14 protein-coding genes and 1 pseudogene are annotated in these 17071 nt (G+C 41.8%); 13 read left to right on the top strand and 2 right to left on the bottom strand.

Features of this window, described 5'->3' with window-relative positions; genetic code table 11:
* Positions 1–218: 218 nt before the first annotated feature.
* From NST45_RS20010 to NST45_RS19990, 5 genes and pseudogenes are all read left to right on the top strand, one after another.
* Positions 219–1502 (top strand): DUF1963 domain-containing protein, encoded by a 1284-nt coding sequence (locus NST45_RS20010; protein WP_076179002.1) that lies wholly within the window; start codon positions 219–221, stop codon positions 1500–1502.
* 165 nt (positions 1503–1667) lie between these two features.
* Positions 1668–1997, top strand: a complete 330-nt coding sequence (locus NST45_RS20005) for a PadR family transcriptional regulator (RefSeq protein ID WP_036675798.1) — start codon at positions 1668–1670, stop codon at positions 1995–1997.
* A 14-nt stretch (positions 1998–2011) separates the two neighbouring features.
* A complete protein-coding gene (locus NST45_RS20000; RefSeq protein WP_076206819.1) occupies positions 2012–2878 on the top strand; it encodes a pentapeptide repeat-containing protein in 867 nt (288 codons plus the stop codon).
* 76 nt (positions 2879–2954) lie between these two features.
* Positions 2955–3712, top strand: a pseudogene (locus tag NST45_RS19995) (ATP-binding cassette domain-containing protein).
* Complete coding sequence (locus NST45_RS19990) at positions 3713–4483, top strand: ABC transporter permease (protein ID WP_076141178.1); 771 nt, start codon at positions 3713–3715, stop codon at positions 4481–4483.
* A gap of 66 nt (positions 4484–4549) precedes the next feature.
* On the opposite strand, the gene NST45_RS19985 is transcribed toward NST45_RS19990, so the two are convergent.
* Positions 4550–6481, bottom strand: coding sequence for an ATP-dependent DNA helicase (locus NST45_RS19985; protein ID WP_249267680.1), 1932 nt, complete (start codon positions 6479–6481; stop codon positions 4550–4552).
* Between the two features lie 284 nt (positions 6482–6765).
* Here NST45_RS19985 and NST45_RS19980 point away from each other — a divergent pair, with 284 nt between their 5' ends.
* The 8 genes from NST45_RS19980 (at position 6766) to NST45_RS19945 (ending at position 14112) form a co-directional block, all read left to right on the top strand.
* Positions 6766–7947: an ATP-binding protein gene (locus NST45_RS19980; RefSeq protein ID WP_076098893.1), complete on the top strand. Its 1182-nt coding sequence runs from the start codon at positions 6766–6768 to the stop codon at positions 7945–7947.
* Between the two features lie 183 nt (positions 7948–8130).
* Positions 8131–8577, top strand: coding sequence for a V4R domain-containing protein (locus NST45_RS19975; RefSeq protein WP_036675792.1), 447 nt, complete (start codon positions 8131–8133; stop codon positions 8575–8577).
* Positions 8578–8726: 149 nt separating this feature from the next.
* Positions 8727–9986 carry an MFS transporter gene (locus NST45_RS19970; protein WP_076141180.1) on the top strand — a complete coding sequence of 420 codons (1260 nt, stop codon included), beginning with the start codon at positions 8727–8729 and terminating at the stop codon, positions 9984–9986.
* Positions 9983–11287: an ectonucleotide pyrophosphatase/phosphodiesterase gene (locus tag NST45_RS19965; protein WP_076141181.1), complete on the top strand. Its 1305-nt coding sequence runs from the start codon at positions 9983–9985 to the stop codon at positions 11285–11287. The genes NST45_RS19970 and NST45_RS19965 overlap by 4 nt, the downstream gene beginning before the upstream one ends.
* 28 nt (positions 11288–11315) lie before the next feature.
* On the top strand, positions 11316–12188 hold the full coding sequence (locus NST45_RS19960; RefSeq protein ID WP_036675789.1) for a YitT family protein: 873 nt from the start codon (positions 11316–11318) through the stop codon (positions 12186–12188).
* 168 nt (positions 12189–12356) lie between these two features.
* Entirely contained in the window at positions 12357–13445 is a 1089-nt protein-coding gene (locus tag NST45_RS19955) for a nucleotidyltransferase domain-containing protein (RefSeq protein ID WP_249267681.1), read from the top strand.
* 129 nt (positions 13446–13574) lie between these two features.
* Positions 13575–13901 (top strand): DUF6442 family protein, encoded by a 327-nt coding sequence (locus NST45_RS19950; RefSeq protein ID WP_036675787.1) that lies wholly within the window; start codon positions 13575–13577, stop codon positions 13899–13901.
* Between the two features lies 1 nt (position 13902).
* Entirely contained in the window at positions 13903–14112 is a 210-nt protein-coding gene (locus tag NST45_RS19945) for a helix-turn-helix transcriptional regulator (RefSeq protein WP_036675786.1), read from the top strand.
* Between the two features lie 102 nt (positions 14113–14214).
* Here NST45_RS19945 and NST45_RS19940 read toward each other — a convergent pair whose 3' ends face one another.
* Positions 14215–16887 carry a cation-translocating P-type ATPase gene (locus tag NST45_RS19940; protein ID WP_036675784.1) on the bottom strand — a complete coding sequence of 891 codons (2673 nt, stop codon included), beginning with the start codon at positions 16885–16887 and terminating at the stop codon, positions 14215–14217.
* Positions 16888–17071 lie beyond the last annotated feature (184 nt).

Raw genomic sequence — 17071 nt, 5'->3', positions numbered from 1 at the left:
TTATCAGGTTAACCAGAAATATCTGGTTAACCTTTTTTATTTCGGTATAAGGTGATGGTGGGGGATAAATCCAATTGAAATCTGAAATGAATATAAAGCTGCTAAATCTGGTGGTATATTTAATGCAGCTAATTTTATAATATAGCTAATTCTATAATGCAGTTTAGCTTATTAATAATAGTCTTTGAGAATAACTTATACAGAATAGGAGAGATACGATGAGCGAGCGTATACCCTGCCAAACCTCAGACTGCAAGGGAAGCATACTTCCTGCAACTGCTTTAAAGACAGGTGGAATCTGCATGCCCTGTCATCAAAGGAAGCTTACGCTGGAGCAAAAGGCTTATATTGAACAAAATCGAAAAGACATTGATTTGTACGCAGGTGTGAATGATCCGGTTGAAATTCTTAAAATCATGCACAAACCGCGGAGGTTGAGCCCGCTTGAACACGTAATTCCCTATCACAAAACCGCGCAAGAGTTATATCGTCAACTGACTGAAAGCGAAAGGGAGCGATTGGAAACCTACGCCATTAAATTGATGGAAGAAGATGATTTTGACCAGGCTGAGACTATTTTACTGTCGCTTATATGTTTTTCAAGTGCTTCCATTGAACGGGGGCTGGAGGCTTTTTTTCTTAACGGGAAGTATTATCCCGGTATTCTCTATAAAGAAGCGGGTCAGGAGATCCGTGATAAGATCATTCATCAGTTGGAGCATGACTCGGAAAACCGTAATCATTTGCTGCTTGCATTGGCCTGGATTGGCGATGAAGAGGTTGTTCGGCAGTTCGAGACATGGCGGCAGCATCCGCCTCGATGGACATCGGAGTTAAATGTGCCTCCGGAAACCTATGCTCACGAAGCAGGATGGGAATTAGATCCCGATGGTGGGAAAAGGCTGCTTTTTTACCCCGAGAGTTATCATTTTGAAGTAAACAGGGACGGAAAAAATGGGATGGATCGGGATCATACGGCGGTAGCGGCGCTACAGGCGGGTGAGCATTCCTGCCCTTGGTGTGGCGGTAAGTTGACAGTGCTGTTTGATTACGATTTGCAGAATCCACTGGTTCAATTTATAAAGCTTTCCGGCCAGCGGTTAAGGATTGCAGCTTGCATGCATTGTAATTGTTATGGCACCGTGTTTATGAAAGCGGAGCTGGATGGCCAATATTCGTGGAGTGAATATAATACCGTTCCTGATTTTTTGCCTGCAAATGAAGACAGGGAAGAAATAGCATGGCATGCCATGCAGCTATCGGAACGACAGATGGGAACCTATGAAAATTCATATTGGATGCTTGAGGCGCCTGCGTCGCAGATTGGAGGACATCCGGCTTGGATTCAGGATGCGGAATATCCTGTGTGCCCTTGCTGTTCGAAGACGATGAAGTTTATTGCCCAAATGGACATGGAACAGGCCGAGGACAGCGAGGGGATTTATTATGCATTTTTGTGTGAGGGTTGCCTGCAGGTAGCTGTGAATTACCAGCAGACGTAAATCAACTTATTTCTGGTTAGCGTAGATTGGAACTTCAGACTTAAAAAGAAAAATGCTGCCTTAGACAACTAAGGACGGCATTTTTTTATTTTGTATAAACATGATGATCAAAGTACATTGACTGTCACAGTAGTATGATATACAATGCGATTATGAGGTGATGAAATGAGTGAGAACAAAATCACATCCGATCTGCTGCGAGGACATACCGATACGATGGTATTGCGGCTCTTGTCCGAAGCCGATCGTTATGGATATGAAATCGTCAAATTGATTGCTGAGCGTTCCGGAGGCGAGTATGAATTAAAAGAAGCTACGATGTACTCCAGCGTCCGGCGGCTTGAGGCAGACGGTGACATTGAATGGTATTGGGGGGATGAGTCTCAGGGGGGACGACGGAAGTATTTTCGGATTACCGAGAAGGGGAAAGCTGTTTACGCCAATAACAAGACTAATTGGGAGTATGCAAAGCGTGTGCTTGAAAACTTATTATAAGGAGACTTGATAATATGAATGAGAAATTAAACATGTATTTAAATGGCGTATTCGCACCCTATGACGGGATAAAAAGCGTTGCTGAATTAAAGAGTGACCTTCTTTCCGATTTGCAGGAGCGGTTCAGTGAACTCAAGGCTGAAGGCAAGGATGATGAAACGGCGTTTAAGATGACGATAGACAGCATCGGCGACATTGAACAGACGGTGCAGGAGGTTGCCAATCTCTCCCGTTCACTTGAGCGTCAGGTGGTGACGAGCTTTAGGGCGAGCAACTTATCGAAGAGTGATTTTGCAGGCGTTACCGCCCATAAAGGGGATTTTAAAGTGAGCGCGTTGCGGGGTTCGGATTTTACAGGCGCTGACTTGACTGGCAGTTCTTTCGCGGGCAGTGACGTAGGCGAGGCCAAGTTCGACAGCGCTAATCTCACCGACTGCAATCTGTCCGGCATTGAACTGGCAAATGCGAGCTTTCACAAATCTATTCTTGTTCGTACCAACTTTAGCTCATCAGGACTTACAGGGGCGAAATTTATCAATACAAGACTGACTGACGTCAAGCTGTGTACGACTGATCTCACGAAAACAATCTTTGAGAACTGTATCTTTGACGGTGTGGAATTTAAAACCTCTGATCTGCGGGGATTATGTTTTGACGGCCAGACCTTTATCGGGGTCAAGTTTGAAAAGTCGGCGCTGAACGATATTTCGTTTAGAGGTGCGACGTTAAAAAATGTGTCATTCCTCTCCGGGTTTTCGTTATCCAAGAAGTTTTATCGTGCAATCAAAACGATCAACTTTGACGGTGCAATGATGGATAAGTTGACCTTCGCTGCGCTCAAAGGCATGGAAGCTGATTTGACAAAGGTTACAGTCCTATAAGCCGGAGCTTCCGAAGTGAGTTTTGCGGGGAGAATTCCATGAAGATATGCTAACAAAACCTTGAGGAGGGAATGCAATGAACAAGTCCATTAAAGTGGTTGGGTTGGAAAAGTCCTACAGACAGCTTCAAGTTTTAAAGGGGGTGGATTTTGAAGTGGAGCAGGGCAGCGTTTTGCCCTGCTTGGCTCCAATGGCGCAGGCAAGACCACCATTGTCAAAATCCTCACCACTTTGCTAAATCAAGATGGTGGGACTGCTGCAGTGAACGGATTCGATGTCGCCACAAAGCCTGATTATGTACGCCAGTCCATCAGCCTGACGGGTCAATTTGCCGCCGTGGATGAGATTCTGACCGGCCGGGAAAATCTGATCATGATTGCGAGGCTCCGCCATGAGAAGCATCCGCGTCAAGTTGCGGACGATCTGCTGGAACGCTTCACTTTGACCGATGCCGCGGATCGCAAGGTATCCACTTATTCAGGCGGGATGCGCCGGAGATTAGATCTCGCGATGAGCCTTGTTGGAAAACCGCAGATTATTTTCCTCGACGAACCAACCACTGGACTTGATCCTGAGGCAAGGATTGATGTATGGAAGATGGTTAAGGAGCTTGCCGACGGCGGTACGACTGTCTTTTTGACGACGCAGTATTTGGAAGAAGCAGAGCAGCTTGCTGATCAAATCGCCATTCTACATGAAGGTAAAATTATTGCGAGCGGTACACTCGAAGAACTAAAAAAGCGTTTCCCGCCCGCAAAAGTTGAGTACATTGAAAAGCAGCCGACGCTGGAGGAAATATTCCTCGCAATCATCGGCAAAAAGGAGGGGAAGTAAATGGAAATGATTAAGAAGCACTTTTTCAGTGACATGAGTGTAATGCTTGGACGCTCTATGCGCCATATTCTCCGCAGTATGGATACCATCATCACGGTAACTATCATGCCAATTGCATTTATGCTGTTGTTTGTTTACGTGTTCGGTGGGGCCATCCAGGCGGGTACGGATAACTATGTGAATTATTTGTTGCCCGGGATCATACTGATCGCTATTGCAAGTGGTGTAACTTATACGGCTTACCGCCTGTTTAACGATGTGCAAAAAGGGATTTTTCAGAGATTCCATTCTATGCCGATTGCACGTTCTACCATGCTGTGGGGACATGTGCTGACCTCCCTGATATCCAATGCGATTTCAGTTAGCGTCATCATTCTTGTTGCATTGATTATGGGGTTTCGTTCATCGGCAGGAGTGCTCTCATGGCTGGCGGTTGCCGGCATCCTCATATTGTTTACGCTGGCTCTAACTTGGGGCGCGGCAATTGCTGGACTATCCGCAAAATCGGTGGACGGCGCGACTGCTTTTTCCTATCCGATTATTTTCCTTCCTTTCATCAGCTCGGCCTTTGTGCCTACCGAATCGATGCCGCCAGTCGTTCGCGCCTTTGCTGAAAACCAGCCCGTTACATCTATAGTAGAGGCGGTTCGCTCCCTCCTGATGGGGCAGCCTGTCGGCAATGATATTTGGGGAGCCATCATATGGTGCATAGCCATTCTAGTAGTTGCGTATTTATTAGCGATGCGGGTATACAAACATAAAGTTGTTTAATTGCCAGATAACGTTACAGGATTTAGAAGCGACTTGTCTGCGGATGGGTTGCTTTTTTTCATTTCTCTACGTATCACTAAGCAGTATCCCTTTTTCTTTCACAAACTTCTCCAGAACCTTGAAATCCTCAGTAACCTTTTTAAAAGGTAAGGCTTCCAGTACCTGATCCCGGTAATCCTTTTTGGCGGCAATGGACAGGCGGGAATCGAGTATGCTGAGTACACCAAGGTCAGTTTCACTGCGGATCAGGCGCCCGGTTCCTTGTCTTAACCGAAGCAGCATGTCCGGTACAAAAACCTCCTTCAAGGGATTCTTTGCCATCGAAGTCTTATATTCATAGACAGGATCGGCAGGAACAGGGAAAGGCAGACGGAAAATGATTAACTGTGACAAATCGGAACCTTCGATATTCACACCTTCCCAGAATACACCGGTACTAAGTAGAACGCCTTTACTGCCCCGAAAGTCAGCGATCACCCCGTCCTGGGACGAACCTTCCCTTTGAACATGTAATGCCCATGCAAGCTTCTCAGAGTTTAATTTCTTATGAATATACTTCATATCCTCTTTAGCTGAAAAAAGAACCAATGTCCGCCCGTCTGTTAAATTACAGAGCCTCATCATTTCCTTGTATGCCGCTTCAAGATAATCTTCCCGCCGCTGATGGTTATAGTAGGGGATGTCCTTGGCAATATACAGCATGGTGTGGTTGTCATAATCAAACGGTGAAGCTTGGCGCTCCATATAATCTCCCCTGTAACCGAGGGACTCAGTGAGATAAGCGTATTGTTCCTCCAGCGTTTCTCCGCTTTGACACATGGTTGCTGACGTTAAAATAACTGAGGTTTTCCCGTTAAATAAGGTATATTTCAGAAACTGGCTTATCCCTTTAGGGCAGATACTAAGGGTACTCTCCCGCTGGGTATTACTTGCCCAGATCAGATAGTTATCCTCTACTCCGGCGAGTACATCAAAGAGGTCGATAAGTCCGTTCATGGCTTCAAAAATATTGTCAATCTCCCGTTCATGCCGTGAAGTTAAGACGGAAAGGCTGAGATTAAAATCTTTTAAAACCTGTGCCGCTCGTCTTAAGGGGATTCCTGTGATCTGCGATATTTTTATACGGTCATTGTCCTGCTTGGCTGTTTGCAGTAAGTCTGCCTCTACTTGTTTAAAAATATGGCCAACGCATCTTTTTATAAATTTAAATTGCGGCATAAGCTCCGTATCGGCAGATTGCTTGAAGAGAATCTGTAAGGCGTCATCCAGAATACGGCAGGTTCCCCGGTAAGTAAATTCGAGCGTTCTTGCATCTCTAACCTTTGCTTCCAGATTATGCGCTTCATCAATTACGATCAGAGCCGGCCGTTCGGTGATTAACCCCTTCGTTCCTTCCTTTTTCTTGATTAAATCACGGATGAGCAGATCCTGGTTTACGATAATAAAATCCATGTCGCTCGCGTTGGCATTAATTTTAGCTCTCATCTCATAAAACGTACATGTACTTTTATAATGGCAACGTTCAAATTTGCAATCATTCACACAAACGTTAGACCATACAGCATCACTAACCCCGCCCTTAATATCTGCCCGCTCATCAATTTCATAATTCACAATCTGTTGAGAAAGCGCAGACAGAGGAGTGTTTGAATCATCCGCTTGGAACAGATCTGCTGCCCTATACCGGCAAGCATACTGCCCCATGCCTTTTCCAACTACCGAACGTACCCTTGTAAATCCGAGACGACTTCCGATGAATCTCAGATCTTTATGTATTTGTTCTGAAAGTTGTATGGAGGATGTCGCAATAATAACCGGTTGCCTTGAGATTTGGTTAATAAGCAGGCTGGGAATGAGGTAGGCAAAGGACTTGCCGATACCGACTCCAGCTTCAATCATCGCGTTACGACCATTTATATAGGCATCAGCGATATCTAGAGACATATCCTGCTGGCCGATCCGCTCTTTAAGTCCAATCCTGGGGAATTTATCATACATTCGAAAGATAGCATTGACTAAAGAGGGCTCGATGTCCTTCTTTAGCTCCTGCTTCTGTAATTTATAGAGATCACTTAACCAGCTAATGACGACCGCCCCTTTTCAAAATCAATGATCTTCCTAATTATAGTTTTTTTGGTGAGGTTGTAATTATCTTCGATGCTACTCTAACAGTCAAGTGTCAGAATATAATATAGTGATTAAAACAAAGTGAATTACTGTGTTTTTGAAGCAGGAAAATATACACATATCTTGAATACAAACTACAAAGAAGGAGGATGAAAATGTCATACAAAGAAAATGAATTGCGTTCGTCATTAACCTTAGCAGTTCCAATCATTTTAAACAGGCATTATCATTCTATGACTATGAAAAACATCGAATTCTCCTGGTTTGTAGAGGCGCATAAGGAATTGTTAGATTCATCATTCAGTACGATATTAATGAGTATGGTAGAAGCCTTGTTTTTTGATTCTTTTGGTTACGATCAATACTTAAACCTGCTAGAAAAAGAGGGGGCTGAGCAAGGGGTTTATACTGCAGAAATATTCGGTGATCATTTTGATATCTTACTTGATATGAGCAAGGATTTAAATTTAACCGCTCAGAATATTATGTTTAAGATCATTGAAGAGTTTGTAGATGATTCCGCGATCCGATTGTTTTTTTATAATCGTTTAATGGAATGCAACTGGACCCGTTTTACTGGCTTTGCACAAGGTTATTTGTCTAATAAAAATCAACAGATTGACAATTTACATGAACAAAAAATTGCTGTTATGGGACAAATGGCAGCAGGAATGGCGCATGAAATAAGAAATCCGCTAGCTTCGATTAAAGGTTTTGCTCAGCTTGTAAATATCAGGCTAAATGAGCCGGAGATCAAAGCGGATGAATTGCGTGCATATCTGGATATCACCATCAAAGAGATTGATGCTCTGAATGGATTAGTAACGGACTTTCTAATACTGGCTCGAAAAGGTGACAGTACAAAAAATAACGGCGTAGTATTTAACGTTATGGAGGTTATACATAGAGTTAATAACATTGTGAATCAACTCATACTTAGTGATGATATTATACTTTCAGTAGAGTGCTCTTTAGAAAAAGTACTAACGTTTGGAAGCGCCTCTCAGCTAGAGCAGGTAATTCTTAATATTTTGAAAAATAGTATCGATTCCTTCACAGCTTTTAGAGGCAGAATAGATATTTCTGTTACCACAGCTGCTGAGACAAACGAAATTATTCTACTCTTTAAAGACAATGGAGAAGGAATTCCACAGGATAAATTAAAACGGATATTTGACCCTTTCTTTACTACCAAGCAAAAAGGGACAGGGATTGGATTATCGATTTGTAAACAACTAATCGAAATGTATGGGGGGCATATTAAGGTAGATTCAGAGGTTCAGGTTGGAACTAGCGTGAGGGTTATTTTGCCTTGGGTTTATGATTATCATATTTGAGATGCTGCTGTATCTAAGGAATGAAGGAGCGACTTGCCAATAGGGAAGTTGCTTTTTTTTGTTATAGTTCTACAAAAAATCAGGATGTGCGTAAGATCACAAAGCAATTATTGGATACGTTTATACTCAATATATCAATTAAATTTGAAATATAAATTACATAAGCAATTGGAGGCTACTGGCATGGATCAATTTACTTTTACAGATATGAAAAAAATAAAGAGAAAAAATTTAGGTAATGTCGTACCTTTAGAGCTTTTCAGAACGATTAGACTGATTGGTTTATATCAAGCGTTACCCATGAATGGTAAGGGTACAACGTTGACTATAGGAAGAAAAATTGGGGAAGAATTTGGTGTTACCTCGGTTAATGAACTATTCGAGTTATTCGAAGAATTGAAGATAGGGATTCCTATAATAACCCATGAAGATGACAAGGGGATGACGATTGCAGTACACGATTGTTTCTGCGAAGGGTTACCTATTATGGAAGGAAAAATGGTTTGTGACCTGGAGGGGGCCATTATTGAAGGAGCACTTACTAAAATTCGTGGAAAGCGGGTTTCCGTCCGGGAAATAAAATGTAATGTTAATGGGGATGAATATTGCGAATATCTCGTCAAATATTAAATTCATATATAAATGCGAGTAAGCGACCTTTCGATTTTAAAAGGTCGTTTTTTTTATGAAGAAGTTGTGATGGAATTAACATTCATTTAACATGCCTCTTATGCTGAAATGATATAACAGTTACAAATAGGTGAAAAGGTGGCTGTTAGATGAAACTTAGCAAAGAGGAAAAATCATGGATTTTATATGACTGTGGGAATTCGGCCTATTCGATGGCGGTTACAACTGCTTTATTGCCTATTGTATTTGGCATGTTTTCAAATGTTAACAGCAGCATGGATTTAGGGTACTTTAATTCCATTGCGAGTATTCTAGTGGCTATCCTTAGTCCGATTTTAGGCACGATCGCAGATTACAAGGATAAGAAAAAGCGCTTTTTCTTATTTTTCTCTTTGATAGGTGTGATGGCTACGGCTTCGTTGGCATTCGTTGCACCTGCGAGCGGGCAGTGGCAGTTATTGATTGTGTTTTATATCCTGTCTGTTATAGGTTTTGCCGGAGCCAATATTTTTTATGACTCTTTTCTTGTGGATATAACCACTGATGAAAGGATGGATAAGGTATCCACAAAAGGTTTTGCTTATGGATATATCGCCAGCGTCATTCCATTTGGCATCAGCCTGCTATTGATTCTGTTTATGGGGATGGATAAGTCGATCGGTTATCAGATTGGGTTTATCATTACTGCCCTTTGGTGGGGGCTGTTGACCATACCCATGATCAGAGATGTGAAGCAGAGATATTATATTGAGCCTGAACCAAGACCTGTAATCAACAGTTTTAAAAGACTGGGAGACACCTTTAGGAATGTTAGACAGCATAAAGTTGTATTTGTTTTCTTAATTGCGTACTTTCTTTATATTGATGGGGTAGATACGATTATTAAAATGGTGGTGCCCTATGCCACATCGGTTCTGGGTGCGGATGCTTTTGACACCTTTACCTTACTGGGGATATTATTAGTTATCCAGATCATCGCTTTTCCTTGTGCAATCCTGTATGGTAATCTCGCCAAAAAATACTCCGCCAGGACTTTGATAATCGTGGGGATTGTTACATATATCATTTCCTGCATCGCGGCTTTTTTTATCACTTCAGTGTGGCATATATTTATTTTAGGTGCGCTAATTGGTTCCGCTCAGGGAGGCATTCAGGCGCTCAGCAGGTCTTATTATGCGAAGATCATTCCAAAGGAGAATTCCAATGAATTCTTTGGTTTTTACAATATTTTTGGCAAGTTCGCGGCCATTGTTGGTCCTGCTGTAATGTCTTTAACAACAACCTTAACAGGTAATGCTAAATTTAGTATTTTAGCGATTATCCCACTTTTTATTATTGGATTATTCGTATTTATAACTTTACCTAAAGAGCAGCCTGAACATGACGAACCTAAGGGGCTTATTCTATGAAGTCAATTAAAGCACAAACGGCTATGGCCAAGCATTTGATCGTCATCTCTTACGATGCCTTTTCAGAAGACCACTGGGCATTGGCCAGCCGGCTTCCAAACTTAAGTAAATTAATTAAAAACGGAGCTCATAGCCATAAATTGAAAAGTGTGTATCCGACACTCACATATGTAGTGCACACGACCATAGCAACCGGTGTATATCCGGATAAGCATGGCATCCATCACAACAATCCGTTTCAGCCTTTTATTAAGGAAGAGGAGCAGAATTGGTTCTGGTTTAGAAATGCGATCAAGGTGCCAACGATTTACGATGTTGCGCGCGAGCATAAGATGAGCACAGCCGGAATCCTATGGCCAGTATCGGGTAAATCCTCCATCCAATACAATATACCTGAAATCAGAGCCATCAAAAACGAAAATCAGGCACTGAAGATATTAAAAAGCGGAAGCCCCTTATACTGCGTGGATATGGAGCTGAAATATGGCCGGATCCGCAAAGGGATTGAGCAGCCCTATCTGGATGACTTCACGACCAAATGTGCTATAGACACGATTAAGCGCAAAAAACCTAATCTTCTAATGATGCATCTGATCGATCTGGATGATGCCAAACATGCTTATGGAACTGACAGTGACGAAGTGAAGCAGGTAATCACACGTATGGATAAAAGGTTAGGCGATATTATGCAGGCAGTGGATGAAGCGGGGATGAAGGATGATACGATTTTTTTAATTTTGGGGGACCATGGCCAGTTTAATGTTAGGTACAGAGTGCATTTGAACAACCTTTTGCAGGAAAAGGGCCTGATCTATGAAGAGAACGGCGAAATGAAGTGGAGAGCTTACTTTCAGTGTGGGGGTGGAGCGGCTTACTTGCATATCCGGCAGGGCGATGAAGAAGCTGAGCAAATAGCATTAGCTGTTATTGGAGATAATATGAGAGATGAATCTTCAGGTATAGAGAAATTGTATGCTAGAGATGAACTGGATTATGTTCATGTGGGCCAAACCACAAAGTATATGCTTGAGGCTAAGAGAGGTTATTGTTTCGACGAAAGTATGGATGAACCAACGATTGTTGATTTGGACAAACAAGGCGTTAAATTTGCCACGCATGGCTATTCTCCTGATAAAGACGGCTATAGATGCAACTTGGTTGTCTCCGGGGAAAAGATTAGAAATGGGTATCCTATAGGGGACATCGAAATGGTAGATATAGCCCCCACGATGGCAAAAATTTTAGGGATTGATTTTAATCCAGGTGACGGAAGACCTTTAGAGGAAATTTTTATGGACTAAATTAAGCAATGTGAAACGGAGAAATTCAATGATTGAAACGCGTAAACAGAAATCAAATAAACTCAAGATATTCTCAAAAGTATTCATGATTATTATTGGGGCGCTAATAGCTGCCTATGGTCTAGAATCCGTATTGATACCCAACAACGTCTCAGATGGAGGTGTCACAGGTCTAAGCATCGTTGGCTCTGAACTGTTTGGCTTACCGCTAGGGCTGCTAATTGGCATAATTAATATCCCTTTTGTGTGGCTAGGATATAAGCAAATTGGTAAAAGCTTTGCTCTTTATTCCGTTATCGGTATTGCTTCACTGGCTATTGGCACTAGTCTTATGCATCATGTACCGACGATTATAGAAGGTGATACCTTATTAATTACCGTTGTTGGCGGGATTATTATCGGTTTTGGTATGGGGTTAGCCTTACGTAATGGTGGAGCATTAGATGGGATAGATATGTTAGCTGTCTTACTTTCACGAAAATTACCTTTTGGGACCAGTGATTTAATCTTATTTCTAAACATGTTTGTCTTTATTGTTGTTTCAACAGTATTTGGCCTACAAGGGGCTATTCTATCAGCACTTGCTTATTTTATTGCTTCTAAGGTCATTCATATTATTGAAGAAGGTTTGAGTGGCTCTAAAACGTTTAAAATCATCACTATTCAACCGGAAATCATGGTCGAGACTATTCGTGACCGATTGGGTCGTGGAGCAACTTATACAGATGCTTATGGCGGCTACTCAAATGAACAATTCAAAGAAATCACTTGTGTCATTAACCGTCTGGAAGAAAGTAAAATAAAAGATATTATTCGTGAAATTGACCCGAATGCTTTTGTAGTAGTCTACGATGTTGCAGAAGTTAAGGGCGGCAGTTTTAAAAAGAAAAATATTCACTAATGACTATAAATCGCGTTGGAGAGAAGCTAATTATGCTCTTGCCAGCGCGTTTTTTTGTTTTCTTTGAAGGAGAGGAAAGGCTTGGTATAGATTTAATATAATTAAAGTTGGAATACCTACTCTAACAATATGCTTATACAATAGAATTAATAAGGTTGGAGAGGGGACATGGATATGGATGCTGTTCATAAAGAAAAGATCTTAATCAAAAATGAAAAGCTTATTAGCATGGTCATTGAACGGGCTAAGAGAGATTTTTCTGATGATATTGCAATTATAGGGCTTACAGGTTCTTTTAGTACTGGGGATTTTCATGAAAAAAGCGATCTTGATCTAATCATAATTAATAACACAGAGCAAGGCTGGGGAATATCTTCGTGTTTTATCTTGGATGATATTGGATACGATCTATATTGTACGCCATGGGAAACAAGGATAGAAGATCAAGCCAATCTCGAGAGTCCAATGATTTCATGTCTGGTGGATTTACAGGTGTTATACTGTGCAAAACCCGAATATTTGGAAAAGCTAAATTTATATAAACAGAGAGCACTCGATGCTCTGGCAATGCCTATAGGGAGAGAATGTATCAGTAGAGCGAAAAAGTGTATAGACATAGCAAAACAGGAATATGCGAATACGTTACTTTCTGAACATATAGGAGCAGTAAGGTATGCTTCAAGCGAAGTTTTATACAATTTGTTAAATGCGCTAACTCATTTGAACAATACTTATTTCAAACGGGGAATTAAGAGATATTTAGAGGAAATAGCTACGTACCGTTATGTTCCTGATGATTTTGAAAAGACATATATGGCTGTGATAGAGGCGAAGACTATCGATGAAATCAGAAGTGCAGCATATAAGGCCCTTAAAAACATCAATGATTTATATAATAAAATGTATAAGGATTTTGTAGTGCAGCCTGTCCCAAGTTATGATAATCTTGGCGGAACTTATGAGGAATTATGGTGCAACTACCGCAATAAGATTATAGCAAGTGTAGAATCGGGTGATAGATCGTATGCGTATCTTGCAGCAATGGGCATACAAGGTTTTCTTGATGAAATGACAGAATGGAAGGGAACTAAAAAGTTTGATATCATGCAGTATTTTGATTCTGACCATCTTCAAGTCTTTAAAAATGAGTTTCTGAAGGTCATGGATGAATATCTGGAGGAATACAACAAGGTAGGCAGGAAAGTCGAACGATACAATACTTTCGAGCAATTATATAACCAATATATGAAGGTATAGAAAATAGCCCACTACCAATCTTTGGATTGGAGTGAGCTATTTTTTATTTGACAAGAAAACTTGGCGTATTATAATAATGATGACAAGAAAACTTGTCATCATCTTTTCAATTTGAAAGGAGAAATTTTTATGAAAAAGGAAGAAATATTAGAAAAAAGCAGAAATGAAAAAGGAGACGAAGGAAAAGAATTTGTATTTGCTAAAGGCAGAAAAAGCGGATTCATTGGAATGTTGATTGTATTTTGCATTCTGAGTGTCTTCAGTTTATATAATCATAGTCAGGAAACAAATCTTGCATTAAAAGCCTTGATAGCCATGTTTTTTGGATATTTGAGCTGTGAAGGTCTTGGGATGTATTCTGTAACTAAGAAAAAGATGCATTTACTCAATTTCATTTTAGGATTAATTATAAGTGTTTCGTTTTTGTTTATTTACTTTTATGGGATGAGTGATTAGTATGAGTGAACCTTTGGTTTTAAAAAATAAACTGCGCGAAGCAAGAACGGAACAAAAATTATCGCAAGCACAATTGGCAGAAATGGTGGGTGTCTCAAGAAATACTATAAGCTCGATTGAAACCGGACAGTTTAACCCTACTGCAAAATTAGCTTTGATTTTATGTATTGCGTTGGATAAAAAATTCGAAGAATTATTTTATTTTGATTAAAATCAACAGAAGTTTTTCTGGGTTTAACTCTAGATGTCAGAAAAACAGCGATACTCCATCATTGGAGATCGCTGTTTTTTTTTTCAGTCAATTATAGCTTACTCAGGAATTTACAGGGTTCTGTTCAACAGATTTGGGTGTAAAAGCTCTTCGAACAACCTTCGTTAATTCCATTAGGATGAGGGAGCCGAGGGCTAAGCCTGCTGCAATCAGCCACTCTGACATTCCAAATGAAGCCGGAATCGAGAAGATTTCTCTAACTCCTGGCAGAACCGCAATGCCGTAAAAGGCAAAGCAGACCAGAACGGCTCCGATGACGTATTTGTTGCTGAAAAGGCCAGCTTCAATAGCAGTTTGACTGTTCGAACGGGCGGCAAAGGTCTGCAATGTACGAGACAAGATCAGGGTTGTGAATGCCATAGCTACGCCCATATCAGGCGAATCCTGAAGTCCGATATACAGGGATATGATAACAGCTATACCTATGAGTAGACCACGAGTGACAATGGCCTGCATCATTCCTCCTGCGAATATTCCTTCCTTGAGCTCTCTTGGTTTTCTGTTCATCACATTAGGTTCAGGTTTTTCCATCCCAAGAGCTATGGCGGGCAGAGAATCATTCGCCAGATTGATGAATAGAAGCTGAATCGCTGTGAAAGGATTAATCCAGTTGAAAATAAGGGCAAAGAGGATGGCGATAATTGCACCCAGGTTACCTGAGAACAAATAGGCGATCGCTTTTTTAATATTGTCAAATACCGTTCTGCCCACAGATACAGCATTGACAATGGATACAAAATTATCATCGGTCAAAATCATGGCAGCCGCATCTTTGGCAACATCGGTTCCACTGCCCATGGCAACTCCGATATCTGCTTGTTTCAAAGCAGGCGCGTCATTTACACCATCACCGGTCATGGCTGTTATTTTGCCTTTCCGCTGCCACGCGCGGACAATTCTGATCTTGTTCTCCGGAGAGACACGGGCGTAGACACCGATCTGTTCAAGTTTTTGATCAAGTTCCTCGTCAGACATGGCATCGAGTTCTTGGCCGGTTACGGCAATTTCATTCTCAGTCATCAGACCGATATCGCGGCCGATCGCTTGTGCGGTTGTCTTATGATCACCGGTAATCATGATGGTTCGGATTCCAGCCTTCTGAGATTCTGCGATCGCGCCGTAGACAGCTTCCCGAGGTGGATCAATCATAGCTGTCAAACCTACGAGCACTAGATTTTGTTCATCCTCCAATCCGACTTCAGTAACTGTATTTGGTACGGTTTTGTAGGCATAGGCAAGTACACGGAGTGCTCTGCTGGAGAACTCCTCATTGGCTTCGAAGAAGCGTTCAAGAACTTCTGGTGTCATCGACACTTCTTTTCCACTTAACAGTACATGCGAGCATAGACCAAAGAGCACATCGGGTCCACCTTTAGTAATCATTGCTTTTTGTCCGTTAAAAGTATGCAAGGTCGTCATCAGCTTGCGATCCGAGTCAAAAGGTAGTTCGGCTTCGCGAGGGAAATTATCGCGTATTTCCTTATAATCTTTATTCTTGCTGTTGCTGAAGGCAATAAGTGCTACCTCTGTAGGATCACCCAGCTCTTTACCATCCTCATTAATGTTAGAGTCGTTGCAGAGCACGGCAATATGCAGGAGCCGCCGGGCTTCTTCAGACCATTCTTCAGGCGCTTGATTGAATTGATCACGGTCACCTTCTGGAAGAAAGTAATCTACAACAGTCATTTTATTCTGGGTGAGGGTACCGGTTTTATCTGTACAGATGACACTGGTTGACCCAAGGGCTTCGACAGCGGGTAGCTTACGAATAATCGCATGTTGCTTAGCCATCTTATTAGTACCTACGGATAGGACAATAGTTACTATTGAGGAAAGAGCTTCGGGAATCGCAGCAACCGCCACAGCGACTGCAAACATTAACGCATTCAGGATAGCTTCTGTTGTATCCACAGTCTCATTCGATAACCAAACACGTCCGGCCTGGATGGCAAAGATTACAATGGACAGGAGTATAATTGCTACCCCCAGCTGCTTGCTGAATGTTTCGAGCTTGCGCTGCAGCGGCGTTTGCTTGGCTTCGGCGCTTTCAATGAGTTCAGCAATTTTTCCGATTTCGGTAGTGAGTGCAGTTCCCGTTACTACTAGCGTTCCGCGGCCATATACAACTAGTGAACCGCTGAACGCCATATTACGCCGGTCTCCAAGCGGAGATTCTTTCGCGATGATATTTGTATGCTTTTCCACAGCTTCGGATTCTCCGGTTAGCATACCCTCATTTATTTTTAAGCTTTCCGATTCTATAATCCGGCCATCGGCGGGTACGAAATCGCCGGCTTCCAGCCAGACGATATCACCGCGTACAAGTTCCCTTGCCGGGACGGTTTTTAATTCTCCATCACGCAGCACTTTGGCCTCGGGGGCTGACATCTGCTGCAAGGCATCAAGTGAACTCTCCGCTTTACGGGTCTGGATGACACTTATAACTGCATTGAGAATCAACACGAGGAAAATAATAAGCGACTCCATAACTTGTCCCATAACAATCTGGACAATGGCGGCTATAAGCAGTACGACTACCATAGGGTCTTTGAAGTTTTCAAGAAAAAGCTTCCAAACAGGATCTTTTTTCTTTCCTTTTAATTCGTTAAAACCATAATCTTTTAGACGATTGTCGACTTCTGCCGAAGTAAGCCCGTTAGCTGAACTCTGAACATCCTGTAAACTGTCGGCTACATTGTTGCGGTAATATTCCACTAATGATAGCTCCTCTCTGCTGTGCTGTGTCTTTGTTCTTAAAAATTACGGTTCAAGCCGGGACAAGTTTCAAAATATCGAGCTGCATAAACTGTTTTCACATTATAAATGTGTCTTTTGAGCTTGAAACTGGACTGAGCATTGAGCTTGACGTATAGTATTAATACTGTCGAATCTTGTAATA

The sequence above is a fragment of the Paenibacillus sp. FSL R7-0163 genome, from assembly GCF_037969975.1.
Classification (GTDB): Bacteria; Bacillota; Bacilli; order Paenibacillales; family Paenibacillaceae; genus Paenibacillus_AQ; species Paenibacillus_AQ odorifer.
The sequence above is the reverse complement of the archived record's forward strand: the minus strand, read 5'-3'. Positions and strand labels throughout refer to the sequence as shown.

What these genes read in the sequence shown, in the direction of transcription:
- NST45_RS19970 (WP_076141180.1), top strand. Translation starts at nt 8,727, where the DNA reads ATGAAACTTAGCAAAGAGGAAAAATCATGGATTTTATATGACTGTGGG.
- NST45_RS19965 (WP_076141181.1), top strand. Translation starts at nt 9,983, where the DNA reads ATGAAGTCAATTAAAGCACAAACGGCTATGGCCAAGCATTTGATCGTC.
- NST45_RS19985 (WP_249267680.1), bottom strand. Translation starts at nt 6,481, where the DNA reads ATGTATGATAAATTCCCCAGGATTGGACTTAAAGAGCGGATCGGCCAG.
- NST45_RS19980 (WP_076098893.1), top strand. Translation starts at nt 6,766, where the DNA reads ATGTCATACAAAGAAAATGAATTGCGTTCGTCATTAACCTTAGCAGTT.
- NST45_RS20000 (WP_076206819.1), top strand. Translation starts at nt 2,012, where the DNA reads ATGAATGAGAAATTAAACATGTATTTAAATGGCGTATTCGCACCCTAT.
- NST45_RS19945 (WP_036675786.1), top strand. Translation starts at nt 13,903, where the DNA reads ATGAGTGAACCTTTGGTTTTAAAAAATAAACTGCGCGAAGCAAGAACG.
- NST45_RS19950 (WP_036675787.1), top strand. Translation starts at nt 13,575, where the DNA reads ATGAAAAAGGAAGAAATATTAGAAAAAAGCAGAAATGAAAAAGGAGAC.
- NST45_RS19975 (WP_036675792.1), top strand. Translation starts at nt 8,131, where the DNA reads ATGGATCAATTTACTTTTACAGATATGAAAAAAATAAAGAGAAAAAAT.
- NST45_RS19990 (WP_076141178.1), top strand. Translation starts at nt 3,713, where the DNA reads ATGGAAATGATTAAGAAGCACTTTTTCAGTGACATGAGTGTAATGCTT.
- NST45_RS20010 (WP_076179002.1), top strand. Translation starts at nt 219, where the DNA reads ATGAGCGAGCGTATACCCTGCCAAACCTCAGACTGCAAGGGAAGCATA.
- NST45_RS20005 (WP_036675798.1), top strand. Translation starts at nt 1,668, where the DNA reads ATGAGTGAGAACAAAATCACATCCGATCTGCTGCGAGGACATACCGAT.
- NST45_RS19960 (WP_036675789.1), top strand. Translation starts at nt 11,316, where the DNA reads ATGATTGAAACGCGTAAACAGAAATCAAATAAACTCAAGATATTCTCA.
- NST45_RS19955 (WP_249267681.1), top strand. Translation starts at nt 12,357, where the DNA reads ATGGATATGGATGCTGTTCATAAAGAAAAGATCTTAATCAAAAATGAA.